This window comes from Roseovarius spongiae (genome assembly GCF_003651245.1).
Taxonomy (GTDB): domain Bacteria; phylum Pseudomonadota; class Alphaproteobacteria; order Rhodobacterales; family Rhodobacteraceae; genus Roseovarius; species Roseovarius spongiae.
In genome coordinates, this window is sequence record NZ_RAPE01000001.1 from 297,760 (window position 1) to 312,576 (window position 14,817).

At 66.0% G+C, this 14,817-nt stretch carries 15 protein-coding genes; 6 read left to right on the top strand and 9 right to left on the bottom strand.

The window, feature by feature from the left end; all coding sequences use genetic code 11:
- The 7 genes from D6850_RS01385 to cysQ all read right to left on the bottom strand — a co-directional run bounded on the left by D6850_RS01385 (position 1) and on the right by cysQ (position 7,709).
- On the bottom strand, positions 1-1,701 hold the full coding sequence (locus D6850_RS01385) for a DUF5927 domain-containing protein (protein ID WP_121163228.1): 1,701 nt from the start codon (positions 1,699-1,701) through the stop codon (positions 1-3).
- 19 nt (positions 1,702-1,720) lie between these two features.
- Positions 1,721-2,707 (bottom strand): glycosyltransferase family 2 protein, encoded by a 987-nt coding sequence (locus D6850_RS01390; RefSeq protein WP_121164995.1) that lies wholly within the window; start codon positions 2,705-2,707, stop codon positions 1,721-1,723.
- 181 nt (positions 2,708-2,888) lie between these two features.
- Positions 2,889-3,932, bottom strand: a complete 1,044-nt coding sequence (locus D6850_RS01395; RefSeq protein WP_121163229.1) for a glycosyltransferase family 2 protein — start codon at positions 3,930-3,932, stop codon at positions 2,889-2,891.
- Between the two features lie 89 nt (positions 3,933-4,021).
- Positions 4,022-5,005, bottom strand: coding sequence for a UDP-glucose 4-epimerase GalE (gene galE, locus D6850_RS01400; RefSeq protein ID WP_121163230.1), 984 nt, complete (start codon positions 5,003-5,005; stop codon positions 4,022-4,024).
- A gap of 27 nt (positions 5,006-5,032) precedes the next feature.
- The gene (gene galU, locus D6850_RS01405) at positions 5,033-5,926 is read right to left on the bottom strand and encodes a UTP--glucose-1-phosphate uridylyltransferase GalU (protein ID WP_121163231.1); all 894 of its coding nucleotides are present in this window, start codon (positions 5,924-5,926) and stop codon (positions 5,033-5,035) included.
- A 181-nt stretch (positions 5,927-6,107) separates the two neighbouring features.
- Complete coding sequence (locus D6850_RS01410; protein ID WP_121163233.1) at positions 6,108-6,908, bottom strand: 3-deoxy-manno-octulosonate cytidylyltransferase; 801 nt, start codon at positions 6,906-6,908, stop codon at positions 6,108-6,110.
- A 3-nt stretch (positions 6,909-6,911) separates the two neighbouring features.
- Complete coding sequence (gene cysQ / locus D6850_RS01415; protein ID WP_121163234.1) at positions 6,912-7,709, bottom strand: 3'(2'),5'-bisphosphate nucleotidase CysQ; 798 nt, start codon at positions 7,707-7,709, stop codon at positions 6,912-6,914.
- A 135-nt stretch (positions 7,710-7,844) separates the two neighbouring features.
- Between cysQ and D6850_RS01420 the strand changes: the two genes are divergently transcribed.
- A complete protein-coding gene (locus D6850_RS01420) occupies positions 7,845-8,666 on the top strand; it encodes an ABC transporter permease (protein ID WP_121163235.1) in 822 nt (273 codons plus the stop codon).
- 19 nt (positions 8,667-8,685) lie between these two features.
- Here the strand turns inward: D6850_RS01420 and glmM are convergent, their stop codons facing one another.
- Positions 8,686-10,035 carry a phosphoglucosamine mutase gene (gene glmM, locus D6850_RS01425; protein ID WP_121164997.1) on the bottom strand — a complete coding sequence of 450 codons (1,350 nt, stop codon included), beginning with the start codon at positions 10,033-10,035 and terminating at the stop codon, positions 8,686-8,688.
- Positions 10,036-10,227: 192 nt separating this feature from the next.
- Here glmM and D6850_RS01430 point away from each other — a divergent pair, with 192 nt between their 5' ends.
- Positions 10,228-10,605 carry a VanZ family protein gene (locus tag D6850_RS01430; RefSeq protein WP_121163236.1) on the top strand — a complete coding sequence of 126 codons (378 nt, stop codon included), beginning with the start codon at positions 10,228-10,230 and terminating at the stop codon, positions 10,603-10,605.
- Here the strand turns inward: D6850_RS01430 and pncA are convergent.
- Positions 10,589-11,188 (bottom strand): bifunctional nicotinamidase/pyrazinamidase, encoded by a 600-nt coding sequence (pncA, locus tag D6850_RS01435; protein ID WP_121163237.1) that lies wholly within the window; start codon positions 11,186-11,188, stop codon positions 10,589-10,591. The genes D6850_RS01430 and pncA overlap by 17 nt on opposite strands.
- 114 nt (positions 11,189-11,302) lie before the next feature.
- Here pncA and trhO point away from each other — a divergent pair, with 114 nt between their 5' ends.
- The 4 genes from trhO to queG are packed head-to-tail and all read left to right on the top strand — an operon-like array spanning position 11,303 to position 14,812.
- The gene (gene trhO, locus D6850_RS01440) at positions 11,303-12,217 is read left to right on the top strand and encodes an oxygen-dependent tRNA uridine(34) hydroxylase TrhO (protein ID WP_121163238.1); all 915 of its coding nucleotides are present in this window, start codon (positions 11,303-11,305) and stop codon (positions 12,215-12,217) included.
- A gap of 43 nt (positions 12,218-12,260) precedes the next feature.
- Positions 12,261-12,986, top strand: coding sequence for a monofunctional biosynthetic peptidoglycan transglycosylase (gene mtgA, locus D6850_RS01445; protein WP_166433965.1), 726 nt, complete (start codon positions 12,261-12,263; stop codon positions 12,984-12,986).
- Positions 12,987-13,045: 59 nt separating this feature from the next.
- Complete coding sequence (gene fzlA, locus D6850_RS01450; RefSeq protein ID WP_121163240.1) at positions 13,046-13,711, top strand: FtsZ-binding protein FzlA; 666 nt, start codon at positions 13,046-13,048, stop codon at positions 13,709-13,711.
- A gap of 60 nt (positions 13,712-13,771) precedes the next feature.
- Positions 13,772-14,812: a tRNA epoxyqueuosine(34) reductase QueG gene (gene queG / locus D6850_RS01455; protein WP_121163241.1), complete on the top strand. Its 1,041-nt coding sequence runs from the start codon at positions 13,772-13,774 to the stop codon at positions 14,810-14,812.
- Positions 14,813-14,817: the final 5 nt, after the last annotated feature.

Below are 14,817 nucleotides of genomic sequence, written 5' to 3' on the forward strand. Positions count from 1 at the left end.
CTACCGGACCAGATAGGGTTTGCGCTTGCCGGCCTGAGGCGCGTGCGGGCTGTGGGCGACGGGGAAGTTGCCCATCAGGTAGGGGTGCATCCCCTGGTTCTTGAGGTTTTGCAGGAACTGGCCGAACCCGGTGAGGTCGGCCATCTTGGGCGCCTCCGCAATGCCACGCGTGGTCTGCTGCGCGCCGATCTCGTCGATGATGGTCTGCAAGGGCTCCATCGGCGCCTCGATGAACTCGGCCATGGTCCAGATGCGCACCCGCGCCTTGGTCCAGGATGAGCGCAGGATCTCGAGATGCTTGCTCTCGATCTGTTGCAGGCGGGCCGCTTCGCGGCGGATGTCGGCGAAGTTGCGGTTCGACTGGAACAGCGTCACCGCCCAGGCGCCCGATATGACGGAAATCTGCGCGTTGGGATCCTTGGCGATGTCCCAGTTGATCGCCTGGTTGTCGCAGGGGCCGAACTGGAAACATTGCCGCTCGCCGCGCGTGTTCCAGATCAGCGAGGCGAGAAACGCGTGCGGGTTGTAATCGCGCAGCGCGGCGCTGTCGCTCAGCGCGCCGTTCATCACCGTCTGATCGTCGCAGAACTCGGCCCGCTCGGGCGCGAAGATATGGCCGTGCACCCGAGTGCCTGTCGCCCGCGCGAGCCAGGGTTCGAAATTCTCGAACAGCTCGGTGAAGCCCTGGAACATCGAATATTGCGCCGAGGTGAGACCGTTTTCGCGGGTTTCCACCGGAAAGCGGCTCTGCATGTAGAGGCCGGGGCGGCCGCGCGTGCGCCGCTCCACCGCCTTGGCGAAGATGCGGTCAATCTTGCCGGGGTTGGGTTCGGTCTTTTTCATGGCGTGCGCGGCGTCGGTCAGAAACGCGTCGTAGAGCCGGTTCGCCCGCGGCCAGATCTTGCGCGCGACGAAACAGTCGGACCGGCGCAGCAGTTGCAGGTGATCGTCGTAGAAGATGTGCGGCTTGCCCTGGTAGTCGAACTTGCTCAGCGTGAGCGAGCGGCTCTCGATCCGGCGGGAATACTGCCGCGCGAGGGTCTGGAAATAGGCTTCGTCAGGGATCCACACCTTGGAGAAGTAGCGATCGTAAGTGGCGCGCTCGGGATCGCTCAGGATCGCGGACAGGGTCTGGCGGGTGAGGCACCACCACTGGCTGCCCATATGTGGCACGATGCCTGGCGGGATGCGCCGGCGCAGGCGCAAGGTGCGCTGCAACGCGACGTATTTGTCAAAGAGATAGCGGTGCCGGCGCCACGAGAAGGGAAAGCGCAGCGTGAACCGTTCGGCGTCCAGCCCGCCGATCGTCCAGGGCACATCCGCCGTCGTCGCGCTTTCGATGAAATCGGTTTGCGGGCGCTCGGCGAGATAGTCGATCAGTTCCTCCACGGGGCGCAGCGGCAGGCACGACCCGGAGGCGAGATAGACGTGACGCACCTTGGGGAATTCGTCCAGCATGATCTGCGAGGCCGCCTGCGACGCGGCGACAAGACCCCATGTCCCCCATTCGCAGCGATGCCGCCTCGAGAAGCGCACGTCGGGCAGGTCCGAAAGCGCCTCCCGGAAGGCGCGGAAGGTCTTGTTCGGGACCGAGACATCGGCATGGATCACCAGCGGGCAGCCCGCCGCCGACCAGTGGCGCGCCACCTGCTCGGCCCGCGCAAGGGCCGTGTGGACCAGCATGACGATGCCGACGCTCATGGCGCGTGTGCCTTCCTGCTCATGCCCAGTTGCCCTTGGACATGAGGCCAAGGATCTCAAGCTGGCGCCAGTTTATATATTTCTCCGACCATTTGCACCAAAGCTCTGGCGTGTCGCGGAGGTTTTCCATGTAGGCCTTGTATTCGATGCTGGCGCGATAGTGCTGGCGGCGCTCCATCTCCTCCTCGGCCTTGTGGGTGAAGGTGTCGAGAAACTTGGCGTGCAACAGCACCCCGCTCGCCGTCTCCCCGCCCCATTCGTCGTAGACGAGGTTGAGCCCGCGCGGCAGCAGCATGTGGGTGGAGCTGATGTAGGCATAGCGCCGGTGCCATTTCACCAGCGGTATTTTATTGAGCGCAGGCGCCTTTTTGGGCATGTCCTGAAAGAAGACGCGGGCGCGCGGCCCACCCTGGATCCAGAGATTGCCGTATTTGCGGTTCTTCTCGATCATGTAGTTGCCGGGGTCGAACCACGACGCGATCTCGATCGGGTCCTGTCCGCGCCGGTAGGGCACGGAATCAAGCCGCCCCTTGGGATACATGTCCAGCAGCATCGCCCCGAAGCTGCGCACGTTCGACCCGTCGAGCCAGTCGGTGAGCGCGCCGATCGGCCGCGTGTCGCAGAACGGATAGATGAAGAGTTCGTCCGGGTCGACCACCAGCGTCCAGTGGCCATGACCATAGCGCGCCTGCAACCAGTTGAGCCAATCCACGCCAAAGCGCGACCGCCGGTAACTGCCCCGCGTGTGCCAGAGCGACACGTCGGGCTGATCGGCCAGGTAATCGCCGCCGCCGTCGCTGCTCTCATTGTCCACGATCAGGAAATGATCGACGCCGAGGCCGCGGTAATATTCAAGGAAATAGGGCAGGCGGACATGTTCGTCCCGCATGGTCGAAAAGAGCAATATATGACCCGGCCGGATCTGGCCTGTGCGGTCCACCACCGGGCGCAGCGCGAAATGCTTGCGAAACGCGCGCGCCTTGGCGTGCTTGCGTCGCAGCCGCATCCGGTAGGATTGCACGAAACTCAACTCGGTTTTCCCTCGCTTCTGGTTGCCGGACAAGGGTCACTTGGCGCAGCATAGGCGCGTCCGATTAAGACAAGATTGCTGAAATTACCCCTGCCCCTGCCTGCGGCGGGACGATAAGATGTTGGCGCGTTTGGGTAAACGCATATTCCGCCAAACTTCACAGCCAAGTTCCCCGGCTCATCAGTCCCATCGCCTCGAGTTGCCGCCAGCCGATCAGCCTGGTCGAGCCCTCGCACCAGAGATCGGGCGCCCGCGACAGGCTGTCATAATATTCATCATAAAGCGCGGAATTGGCGAAGTGTTCGCCGCGCGCTCTTTCCTCGACCGATTTTTCGGCGATCTCCGGCAGGAACTTGGTGTGCAGCAGGACGCCGCAGGTCCGCTCGCCGCCCGTCTCGTCGTAGACATGGTTGAGCCGGCGCGGCAGCAGCGAATGGGTGGAGCTGACATAGGCGTAGCGGCGCCGCCACTTGACCAGCGGCACCTTGCCCATCGTGGGCGCGCGCCGCGGGTTCCGGGCGAAGAAATTGCGCGCGCGGGGGCCGCCCTGGATCCACAGGTTCTCGAGATCTTTCTTCTTTTGGATCATGTAGTTGCCGCCGTCGAACCATTGCAGGATCTCGAACGGGTCCTCGCCAGCCTCGTAGGTCTGGGCGTCGAGCGGTCCCTTGGGATACATATCCAGCATCAGCGCGCCAAAGGCGTCGATCCCCTTGCGCTCCAGCCATTCGGTCAGCGCCGGCAGCGGTCGGGTGTCGTGGAACGGGTAGATGAATATCTCGTCCGCATCGAGGGTCAGGCACCAGCGGCCGTGGCCGTGGCGGATTTGCAACAGGGTGAGCCAGTCCACCCCGAAGCGCGACAACCGGTAGCTGTGTGATGTGCGCCAGACGGATACGTCCGGTTGCTCAGCGAGCAATTCGCGCGTTCCATCACCCGAGTCATTGTCCACGATCAGGAAATGATCGACCCCGAGTTTGCGGTGATGGTCGAGCCAGAAAGGCAGGCGGGCCGCCTCGTTCCGCACGGTGGAGAAGCACAGGATCGCGCCCGCCGCGAGCCCGTTCGTGCGATCTTCGACCACGCTCAGCTGGCGGCGCTTGCGCAATGCGCGCGCCAGCAGCCGGCGGCGTTTCCAGCGCAGGCGATAGGCCATCGCCGCACGGCTCAGATGTCGCGAAATGTCCTCTCTTTTCGGCATCGGTCCTCGGCGGGTGGCGTTTCACGTCTTCTGCCACGAAACTTGGGCGATTCGATGAAAATCCGCATCGCTTCCAGGCGCGGCGACCGCTACCGTTCGTAATGCCCGCTCTGGTGCCAGCGCCAGGCGTCCGCGATCATCTGCCTGAGCGTGGAGCGATGCGGCGTCCAGCCAAGTTCGGCCTCTGCGCAGGTCGATCCCGACACCAGCCTGGTGCAATCGCCGGGACGGCGCGGTCCCTCGATCACCGGCGCCTCGCGCCCCGTCACCGCGCCGGCGTGGTCGATCACCTCGCGCACGGAAAACCCGGTCCCGGTTCCGAGATTGAAGATCCGGCTGCCCTTGTCTCTTTCCAGCCATTTCAGCCCCAGAAGATGCGCGTCCACCAGGTCCATCACGTGAACGTAATCGCGGATGCAGGTGCCGTCGGGGGTGTCCCAATCCGTGCCGAAGATGGTGAGCGCGTCCCGCTTGCCGTCGATCGCGTCGAGCATGAGCGGGATCAGGTGCGTCTCGGGGCGGTGGAATTCGCCGATCTCGCCGTCGGGGTCGGCGCCGGCGACGTTGAAATAGCGGAAGATCACGTGGCGCAGCCCGTAGGCGCCCTCGAAATCGCGCAGCATGTCCTCGATCGCGCGCTTGGAGGCGCCGTAGGCGTTGATCGGATGCTGCGCGCAGTTCTCATCCAGCACCACGTTATCCTGGTCGCCATAGGTCGCGCAGGTGGAGCTGAACACCACATCGAGACACCCGGCATGCACCGCCGCCTGCAACAGCGTGAGGGAGCCGGCGACGTTGTTGTGCCAGTAGGTCTCGGGGCTGCGGATGCTGTCGCCGACCTGGCTCAGCGCGGCGAAATGCATCACGGCGGCGGGCTGGTAGGCGGCGAACACCTGATCGAGCCGCTCGCGGTCGGTCAGGTCGCCCTGCTCGAAGGGGCCGAACTTCACCGCGTCCCGCCAACCGATGCCGAGATTGTCGTAGGTGACGGGGGTATACCCCGCCGCGAGAAGCGCCTTGCACGCATGGCTGCCGATATAGCCCGCGCCGCCCGTCACCAGAATGTTCGTCACGTTGTCGCCTTCGTGGCTGCGAAAAGGTTATTGCGCAGCCTTACTAGCGTTAACGATGTCGTAAAGGAAGTTTTGCAGATCGTCGCGCAGGTCGGGCCGATCGAGCGCGAATGACACCGTCGCCTGGAGGAACCCGGCCTTGGAGCCGCAATCGAACCGCTGCCCGCGGAAGCGCAGGCCATAGACCTCTTCGCCCTCGTCGCGGGCGTCGTCGATCGCATCGGTCAACTGGATTTCGCCCCCCGCGCCCGGCTTCTTCTTGTTCAGCATCTTGAGCACCGTGGGCGTCAGCACGTAGCGCCCGATCACGGCGAGGTTCGAGGGCGCCGTGCCGGCCGCGGGTTTTTCCACCATGCCCTTGGTCGACACCACCGAGCCCATGTCGTCCTTGATATCGAGGATGCCGTAGGAGGACGCCTTGTCATCCGGCACCTCCATCGCGGCGACGATGTTGCCCTGTGTTTCCTCGAACTGTTCGATCATCTGTTGCAGGCAGGGTTTCTCGGCCGCGATCACATCGTCGGGCAGCATCACTGCGAACGGTTCGTTGCCGATCAGACGCCGGGCGCACCATACCGCGTGACCCAGGCCGAGCGGCTTGTGCTGGCGGATATAGGCGATTTCACCAGAATCCATGTTGGTGGATTTCAGGATTTCCAGCAGCTCGGACTTGCCCTTCTTGCGCAACTCCTGTTCCAGTTGGGGCGCGTTGTCGAAATAATCCTCGAGCGCGCCCTTGCCGCGCGAGGTGACGAAGATGAATTCCTTGATCCCCGCCGCGCGCGCCTCGTCGATCGCGTATTGCACGAGCGGGCGGTCGACCAGCGTCATGATCTCCTTCGGTACCGATTTCGTGGCTGGCAGGAACCGCGTTCCCATCCCGGCGACCGGAAAGATGGCCTTGGTCACTTTGCTGCGCATGCGCTTGTCTCCGACACGTCCCATGATTCACCCACCTAACATCGAAAAGCTAAAGACAGTTTCCAGCTAAGTGGGAATTTTGACATTTTTTTGTCCCCGGGGCCGGAATTCCTGACCAATGTTGGTCCGGCGGCGCAATTCTATCAACAACGGCAAGCAAATGCACTCGGAAGTTGCTTGATCACGGCATTCCCATGTCGCGCATCATCGCCTCGATGCGGGGCGCGTCCTCGGGGTTGTTCAATTCCCAGAACTGCCGCCCGCGCGCCTCGACCTCGACGCAGAGAATGGCGCGCCCCTGTTCGAGGAACCGCAGCTGCTCGAGCCCCTCGAGCGCCTCCAGCGGCCCGGGCGCGGCGGCGGTGTACGCCGCGAGCGCCTCGGGGCGGTAGGCATAGACGCCGACATGGTGGAAAACCGGCGTGGGCGCGTCGTCGGCGTAGGTTTCCGCGGTGTAGGGCACCACCTCCTTGGAGAAGTAGAGCGCGTGACGCGCGGCGTCGAACACCGCCGTAGTGCCGCCGACGCGGCCCTCGCTGCGGTCGCGCAGGAACCCGTTGAGCGCGCGCCCGTCGCAGCGCAGCACCGGGGTCGCGACCCCGGCGCCGGCGTCGGCGCGCAGGCCCTCGATCAGGTCCTCGACGAACCAGTGCGGCGTAAGCGGCGCGTCGCCCTGAAGGTTCACCACCATCTCGAACCCGCCGCCCAGAGCCGCCGCGGCCTCGGCGCAGCGTTCGGTGCCATTGGCGCAGTCGGGCGAGGTCATCACCACCTCGGCGCCGAACGCCTCGGCATGGGCGCGGATGCGCGCGTCGTCGGTGGCCACGACGACGCGGTGGTCGCCCGGCACGGCGCGCGCCGCCTCCCACGACCGCTGGATCAGCGATTTCGTCACGCCGGTCGCGCCGGTGAGCTCCGCCAGCGGCTTGCCCGGATAGCGGGTCGAGGCGTGGCGCGCGGGGATGGCGATCAGCACGCTCATGGCTCAGCCGTCCTTGAGCGCGACGCCGGGCGCGTGGGCGATGAAGAAAGGGTTGGCGAAGCCGTCCTTGCCGTAGGTCAGCGCCTCGTGATCGTCAAACCGCACGACATGCCCGCCCGCGCCCGACAGCACCGCATGACCCGCCGCCGTGTCCCATTCCATCGTCCGCCCCAGGCGCGGATAGATGTCCGCCTCACCCGTCGCGACAAGGCAGAACTTGAGCGAACTGCCCGCGCTTTTCATGTCGCGCACGGCGTACCTGCCGATATAGTCGTCCGTCGCCTGGTCGCGGTGGGATTTCGACGCCACCACCATCAGCGCCGCGTTGTCCGGCCTTGCGACGCGCACCGGGCTGACGGGTCCGGGCGCATCCTTGTCGAAGGGGCCGGTCTCCTCGACCGAGCCGCCATCGGCGAGCGTGTAGAACAGCCGCCCGCGGGCCGGCGCATAGACCACGCCGCGGATCGGCGCGCCGTCTTCGACATAGGCGATGTTGACGGTGAAATCGCCGCGCCGGTGGATGAATTCCTTGGTCCCGTCCAGCGGATCGACGATCAGGAAAGTGCTGACGCTCTGCGCGTGGGAATTCGCCTGTTCCTCGGTCACCAGCGGCAAGTCCGGAAAAGCGGCGCGCAGCCCGGCCGAAATGATGGCGTCAGCGGCCACGTCCGCCGCGGTGACGGGGCTGGCGTCCGCCTTCGTTTCGACCCCGAGGTCCTCGGACTCGTAGATCGCCATGATCGCGTCCCCCGCCTCGAGCGCGAGGCGGCGGGTCACCGCAACAAGATCGGCGTGATCCATGAAACTGCTCCTATATACCTTCGCGACACCCCGTGATCACGAGATGTTGCGGGAAATTGCCTGTCCCCTTATGGTATGGCGCTAACGGGACGGCAAGAATTCCGTGCGACATTGCGGGCAGCAAAGGCAGGGCGGATGTTTCAGGCGGCCAAACCGAAGTCGAAACTGCAGACGGCGATCTCGATCGCCGAGCTGATCTATCACGCCACCGTGCGCAGCGTGCGCAAGGGACATGGCAACGCGCTGATGGCGATCGGGCTGAACATTCTTCAGGCGCTGGTCTTCATCGCGACGTTCTACGTCATGTTCGCGGTGCTCGGGCTGCGCGGCGCCGCGCTGCGCGGGGATTTCCTGCTCTACATCATGTCGGGAATTTTCCTGTTTCTCACCCATGTCAAGACGTTGGGCGCGGTGGTCGGTTCCGAAGGGCCGTCATCGCCGATGATGAAACACGCGCCGATGAACACCGTGATCGCGATCTCGGCGGCGGCGCTGGGCGCGCTCTATATCCAGGTGCTGACGCTGTTCCTGATCCTGTTCGTCTATCACGTCGGCTTTCACCCGTTCGACATCGATCAGCCGTTCCTGGCCTTCAGCATGCTGCTGCTCGCGTGGTTCACCGCTGTCGCGATCGGGATCGTCCTGCTCGCGGTCAAGCCATGGTTTCCGACCTTCACCACCACCGTCGTCACCGTCTATTCGCGCGCGAACATGATCGCCTCGGGCAAGATGTTCGTCGCCAATGCGCTGCCGCCCTTCATGCTGGCGATGTTCGACTGGAACCCGCTGTTTCATCTGATCGACCAGTCGCGCGGCTTCGTCTTCGTCAACTACTTTCCGCGCAACAGCAATATCGAATACCCGGTGACGGTGGGCGTCATCTTTCTCGTGGTCGGGATGATGGGGGAATTCTACACCCGCCGCCAAGCTTCGCTCAGCTGGGACGCGCGGCGCTGACGCGATTGCGCGCCGCCGCTCAGTTCCGGCCGGCGCTGCGCACCGCTTCCGCGATGCTGCCCACCACGTCCTGCAATAGCGGTTCGTCCTCGCATTCGGCCATGACGCGGATCAGCGGTTCGGTCCCCGACTTGCGGATCAGGATGCGCCCCTTGCCGTCGATGCGCCGCTCCTGCGCCGCTATCGTCTCCTGCACCGGTGCGGCGGCCAGCGGCTCCGCGCCCGCCTCGAAGCGCACGTTCTCGAGCAGTTGCGGCACCGGCTCGAATGAGCGGGTTAGCGCGCTCGCCGGTTGGCCGGTGGTGACCATCGCGGCAAGGAACTGCAACCCCGCGATCAGCCCGTCGCCGGTGGTGGCGTAATCCATCATCACGATATGGCCCGACTGCTCTCCGCCGAGGTTGAAACCCCCGTCGCGCATCCGCTCCACCACGTAGCGATCCCCCACGTTGGTCCGCGCGAGCGTGATCCCGCGCGCCTCGCAGAACCGCTCCAGTCCGAGATTGGACATCACCGTGGTGACGAGCGTGTTCTCGCGCAGCCGCCCGGCCTCGGCCCAGAGCCCGGCGAAGAGCGCCATCAACTGATCGCCGTCCGCAACGGCGCCCGTCTCGTCGATGAGGATGATCCGGTCCGCGTCCCCGTCAAGGCAGATCCCGAGATCGGCGCCATGCTCGCGCACCGCGGCCGCGGCGGCGCCCGGGCAGGTCGAGCCGCAATCGCGGTTGATGTTGTAGCCGTTGGGCGCGACGCCCAGCGGGATCACCTCCGCGCCCAGTTCCCACAGCACGTCGGGCGCCGCGCGGTAGGCCGCCCCGTTGGCGCAATCCACCACGACCTTCAGCCCCGAAAGGCGCACGGCGCGCGGGATCGTCGTCTTGGCGTATTCGACGTAACGCCCCTCGCCCTGCTCGATCCGCTTGGCCTTGCCGATGTTGTCGGGCTGCGCGGGTTCGATCTCGCCGCCGAGGATGCGCTCGATATCGGCCTCCGCCGCGTCGTTCAGCTTGAACCCGTCGGGGCCGAAGAACTTGATCCCGTTGTCGTGATGCGGGTTGTGGCTGGCCGAGATCATGATGCCGAGATCGGCGCGCATGGAACGCGTGAGAAAGCCCACCGCTGGCGTCGGCACCGGCCCGAGCAGCAGCACGTTCATCCCCGTCGAGGTAAGCCCCGCGGTCAGCGCGTTCTCGATCATGTAGCCCGACCGGCGCGTGTCCTTGCCGATCACCACGCGATGCCCGTTCGACCCGTCATGCCGGAAGTGCCGGCCCGCCGCCGCGCCGATGCGCAGCGCGTTCTCGGCGGTCATCGGATAGGTGTTGGCGGTGCCGCGGATGCCGTCGGTGCCGAATATCTTGCGGGTCATCATGATCCCTTCGCAGTCGGGGTTGGCGGCGTTCGCCGCGTGCGCTCTGGGGCGCGTCTTATACCCCCGCGCGCGCTTTGGCGAGCGTTTCCGCCATGTTGGCGCGCTCACGCGCATTTCAACGTCGACCGGTTGCCAGCCGCGGAACGGCAAGGCAGAACAGGGTCGGCAACGACCCGGAGGAGGCGACGCATGACATCATCCGACCCCAGGGCGCGCGACCGCAGGCTGGCGGGTCGGGCGACGGTGGCGCTGGTGCTGCTGATCGCCGGTCTCACCCTCTACCCGATCCAGACGCCGGGCTCGGTCCCGGGCACGGACAAGCTGCACCACCTGGTCGCCTTCGCCGCCCTTGCCCTGCCGCTGTCCTGGGCCTGGCCGCGCCATGCGCTGCTAGTGATCGTCGCGGCGGCGCTCTATGGCGGTGTGATCGAGCTGGTCCAGCCCCATGTCGGCCGCTTCGGCGAGTTGAGCGACTGGTATGCCGACTCCATCGGCGCCGCGCTGGGCGGCGCGCTCGGCGCGATGCTCGGCGCGTGGCGCGGCCGGCGCCTTACCCGAGAAGCGTGACCCCCGCCTCCTGCATCCGGTCGAGCGCGGTGGCGAGCGACCCGTCAAGGTCGATCGCGCGGCAGAGCGGCAATTCCACCGAGACGTGATAGCCCAGCTGCGCCGCGTCCTCGGCCGAGAAGGCGACGCAGAAATCGGTGGCCAGCCCGACCAGCCGCAAATGGGTGATCCCGCGCGTGCGCAGGTAGCCGTGCAGCCCGGTGGGCGTGCTGCGGTCGTTCTCGAAAAAGGCCGAGTAGCTGTCGATGGCGGGGTTGTAGCCCTTGCGGACGATCATGTCCGCCCCGTCGGTGTCGAGACCGGGATGGAACGCGGCGCCTTCGCTGCCCTGCACGCAATGATCGGGCCAGAGCACCTGCGTCCCGTAGGGCATTTCGATCGTCTCCATCGCCGCCTTGCCCGGATGGGACGAGGCGAATGAGGAATGGTCCGCCGGGTGCCAGTCCTGGGCGAGGATCACGGCGTCGGCGTCCTTCATGCGTTGGTTGATCCCCGGCACGATCCGGTCGCCGTCATCGACGCCGAGCGCGCCGCCGGGGCAGAAATCGTTCTGGACATCGATCACGATCAGGGCGGTCGGCATGGCGGTCTCTCCGGTTCGGGGGCTCGTCATCGGTAGGCGGGCCGGGCGGGCGCGTCAACCATGCCGCAGGCCCACGCCCTTGCCGGGGGCGGCGCGAGGGCGTAAATGCGCCGCATGTACACCATTGCCGCGCTCTATCACTTTACCCGTCTTGACGATCCCGCCGCGTTGCAGGGTCCGTTGCGCGCGCTGTGCGAGGCGCGGGGCGTGACCGGCATCCTGCTGCTGGCGCATGAAGGCGTGAACGGCACCATAGCCGGGTCGCGCGACGGCGTCGACGCGGTGCTGGCGCACCTGCGCGCGCTGCCGGGTTGTGCCGCTCTCGAGCACAAGGAAAGCACGAGCGCGACGCAACCCTTCGGTCGCCTGCGCGTGCGCCTGAAGGCCGAGATCGTGACGATGGGCCGCGAGGACGTCGATCCGCGCGCCGGGACCGGGCATTACGTGGACCCCGCCGACTGGAACGCGCTGATCAAGGCACCCGACGTGGCGGTGATCGACACGCGCAACGATTACGAGGTCGCCATCGGCACGTTCGAGGGGGCGATCGACCCCGAAACCGAAAGCTTCCGCGACTTCCCCGCGTGGTGGGAGGCGAATAAACACCGGTTCCACAATAAGCGGATCGCGATGTTCTGCACCGGCGGCATCCGTTGCGAGAAATCGACCAACTACCTGCTGGGACAGGGGGTGGAGGATGTCTATCACCTGAAGGGCGGGATCCTGAAATATCTCGAAGAGGTGCCGGAGGATCAGAGCGCGTGGCGAGGCGAATGTTTCGTCTTCGACGGGCGGGTGTCGGTCGGGCACGGGCTGCGCGAGGGGCGCCACCGGCTCTGCCACGCCTGCCGCCGCCCCGTGTCGCTCGCGGATGCCGCGCGCCCGGAATACGAACAAGGCGTGTCCTGCCATCATTGCATCGCCGAGACGAGCGAGGCCGACAAGGCCCGGTTCCGCGAGCGCCAGAAGCAGATCGCGCTTTCCGCGGCGCGGGGCGAGCGGCACATGACCCGCGTCCCCGGCGGGTGAGCGGGGTGTTGCCGCCGCGCGGCGCGGGCTGTAGCACTCTGCGATGATGACGAAGAAACGCGGCGCCGCGAAATCCTCAAAACCGACCCCGCGCCGCCGCCCGCTGCGGCGGCTGCGCCGCTTCGCGCTCTGGTGCGTGCTGGTCTGCGTCGTCTCGACCTGCCTCGCCGCGCTGGTTCATAGCCGGATCGCGCCGAATCCGACGCATTACATGCGCGAGGAGGCGCGCCGCCTCGGCGGGATCGAGTGGCGCTGGGTCGATATCGACGATGTCGCCCCGGTCATGGCGCGCGCCGTGGTGGCGGCGGAGGACGCGGATTTCTGCATTCACTGGGGGTTCGACATGCGCGCGATCCGCTCCGTGATCGAGCGCGGCGAGACCCGCGGCGCCTCCACGCTCAGCCAGCAGACGGTCAAGAACGTCTATCTCTGGCAGGACCGAAGCTGGGCGCGCAAGGCGCTCGAGGCGCTGATGACCCCGCTGATCGAGGCGCTCTGGTCCAAGCGGCGCATCATCGAGGTCTATCTCAACATCGCGGAGTTCGACGAGGGCGTATTCGGAATCAAAGCGGCGGCGCGGCATTACTTCGGCGTCAGCCCCGATGCGCTGAGCGCGCGACAGGCGGCGCGGCTGGCCGCGTTGTTGCCCGATCCCAAGGATCGCTCGGCCAGCCAGCCGAGCGCATGGGTGCGCAAGCGCGCGGGCGCGATCATGGACGGGGCGGCCACCATTCGCCGCGACGGGAGATCAGGCTGTTTCGAGGATTGAAAATCCCGTTCGGAGCAGGCATTGAAGACCCGAGTTCCCCGCGAAGGTGCCCGCCGGTCATGGCCAAGCTCTATCACGTCCCGCTCTCGCCGTTCTGCCGCAAGGTCCGTCTCAGCCTCGCCGAGAAGAAGATCGAATGCGAGCTGGTCGAGGAACGCTACTGGGAGCAAAGCGCCGAATTCCTGCGCCGCAACCCCGCCGGCAAGGTGCCGGTGCTGCGCATCGACGGGCGCACCCTGTCCGAAAGCGCGCCGATCTGCGAATATATCGAAGAGAAATACCCCGAACCCGCCTTGCTGCCAAAGAGCGCCGAGGCGCGCTACGAAGTGCGCCGGCTGGTGGCGTGGTTCGACGACAAGTTCCACCACGAGGTCACCTCGAAGCTGCTCTACGAGCGGGTGAACAAGAAGATGATGAGCGCGGGCTACCCGGACAGTTCCAATGTCAAGGCGGGCGCGCGCGCGATCAAGTATCACCTCGACTACATGACCTGGCTGCTGGATCACCGCCGCTGGCTGGCCGGCGACGTGATGACCCTCGCGGATTTCGCCGCCGCCGCGCATCTGAGCGCGCTGGACTACATCTCGGACGTGGACTGGAACCGCTCGGAGGTGGTCAAGGACTGGTACGCCAAGATCAAGTCGCGCCCGGCCTTCCGCAACATCCTGACAGATCAGGTGTCCGGCTTTCCGCCGCCGCCGCATTATGCTGACCTCGATTTCTGAGATGCCCCGCCGCGCGTGGTCCCGCCGCCGGCTGTTCGGGTGTTTCTACCAAGAGAAAACATGAGCGGGCTCAAGCAGAGGCTGGTGGCGCGCGCCGTCGAGGAAGGGTTCGACGCGGCCCGCATCTGCCGTCCCTGGGATATCCCGAAAGTGCCCGCGCGGCTGGCGGAGTTCCTGGACAAGGGGCGGCACGGGCAGATGGGCTGGATGGAGGCGCGCAGCCATTGGCGCGGTGACCCCGCCGCGCTCTGGCCCGAGGCGCAATCGGTCGTCATGCTGGCCGAGAGCTACACGCCGGAACTGGACCCGACCGCGACGCTGGAGCGCCCGGATGTCGGGACCGTGTCGGTCTATGCGCGCAACAAGGATTACCACGACCTCGTCAAGAAGCGGCTGAAGCGGCTGGCCCGCTGGCTGATCGCGGAAGCCGGGCCGCAGACCGAGGTGAAGGTCTTCGTCGACACCGCGCCCGTGCCGGAAAAACCGCTGGGGCAGGCGGCTGGCCTTGGCTGGCAGGGCAAACATACCAACCTGCTGAGCCGCGAACTCGGTAACTGGTTCTTCATCGGGTCGATCTTCACTACGCTCGAGCTTGAGGCGGACGCGCCCGAGGTCGATCATTGCGGGTCGTGCCGGGCCTGTCTCGACGCCTGCCCGACGAACGCGTTTCCCGCGCCCTACCAGCTCGACGCGCGGCGCTGCATTTCCTACCTCACGATCGAGCACAAGGGGCCGATCGACCCCGAGTTGCGCCCGCTGCTGGGCAACCGGATCTACGGCTGCGACGATTGCCTCGCTGCCTGCCCGTGGAACAAGTTCGCGGTCAGCGCCCGCGAGGTTCGCTATCACGCGCGCGACGATCTGAACGCGCCGCCGCTGGCCGAACTGGCCGCGCTGGACGACGCGGCGTTTCGCGCCAAGTTCTCGGGCAGCCCGATCAAGCGGATCGGGGTGAACCGGTTCCTGCGGAACGTGCTTTACGCCATCGGCAACTCGGGCCGGGCCGACCTGGCCCCGAGCGCGGCGGCGCATCTCGATGCGGAGGCGCCCGAGGTGGCGGATGCGGCGCGTTGGGCGCTGGAGCGGTTGGGGCAAGGCTGAAAAGG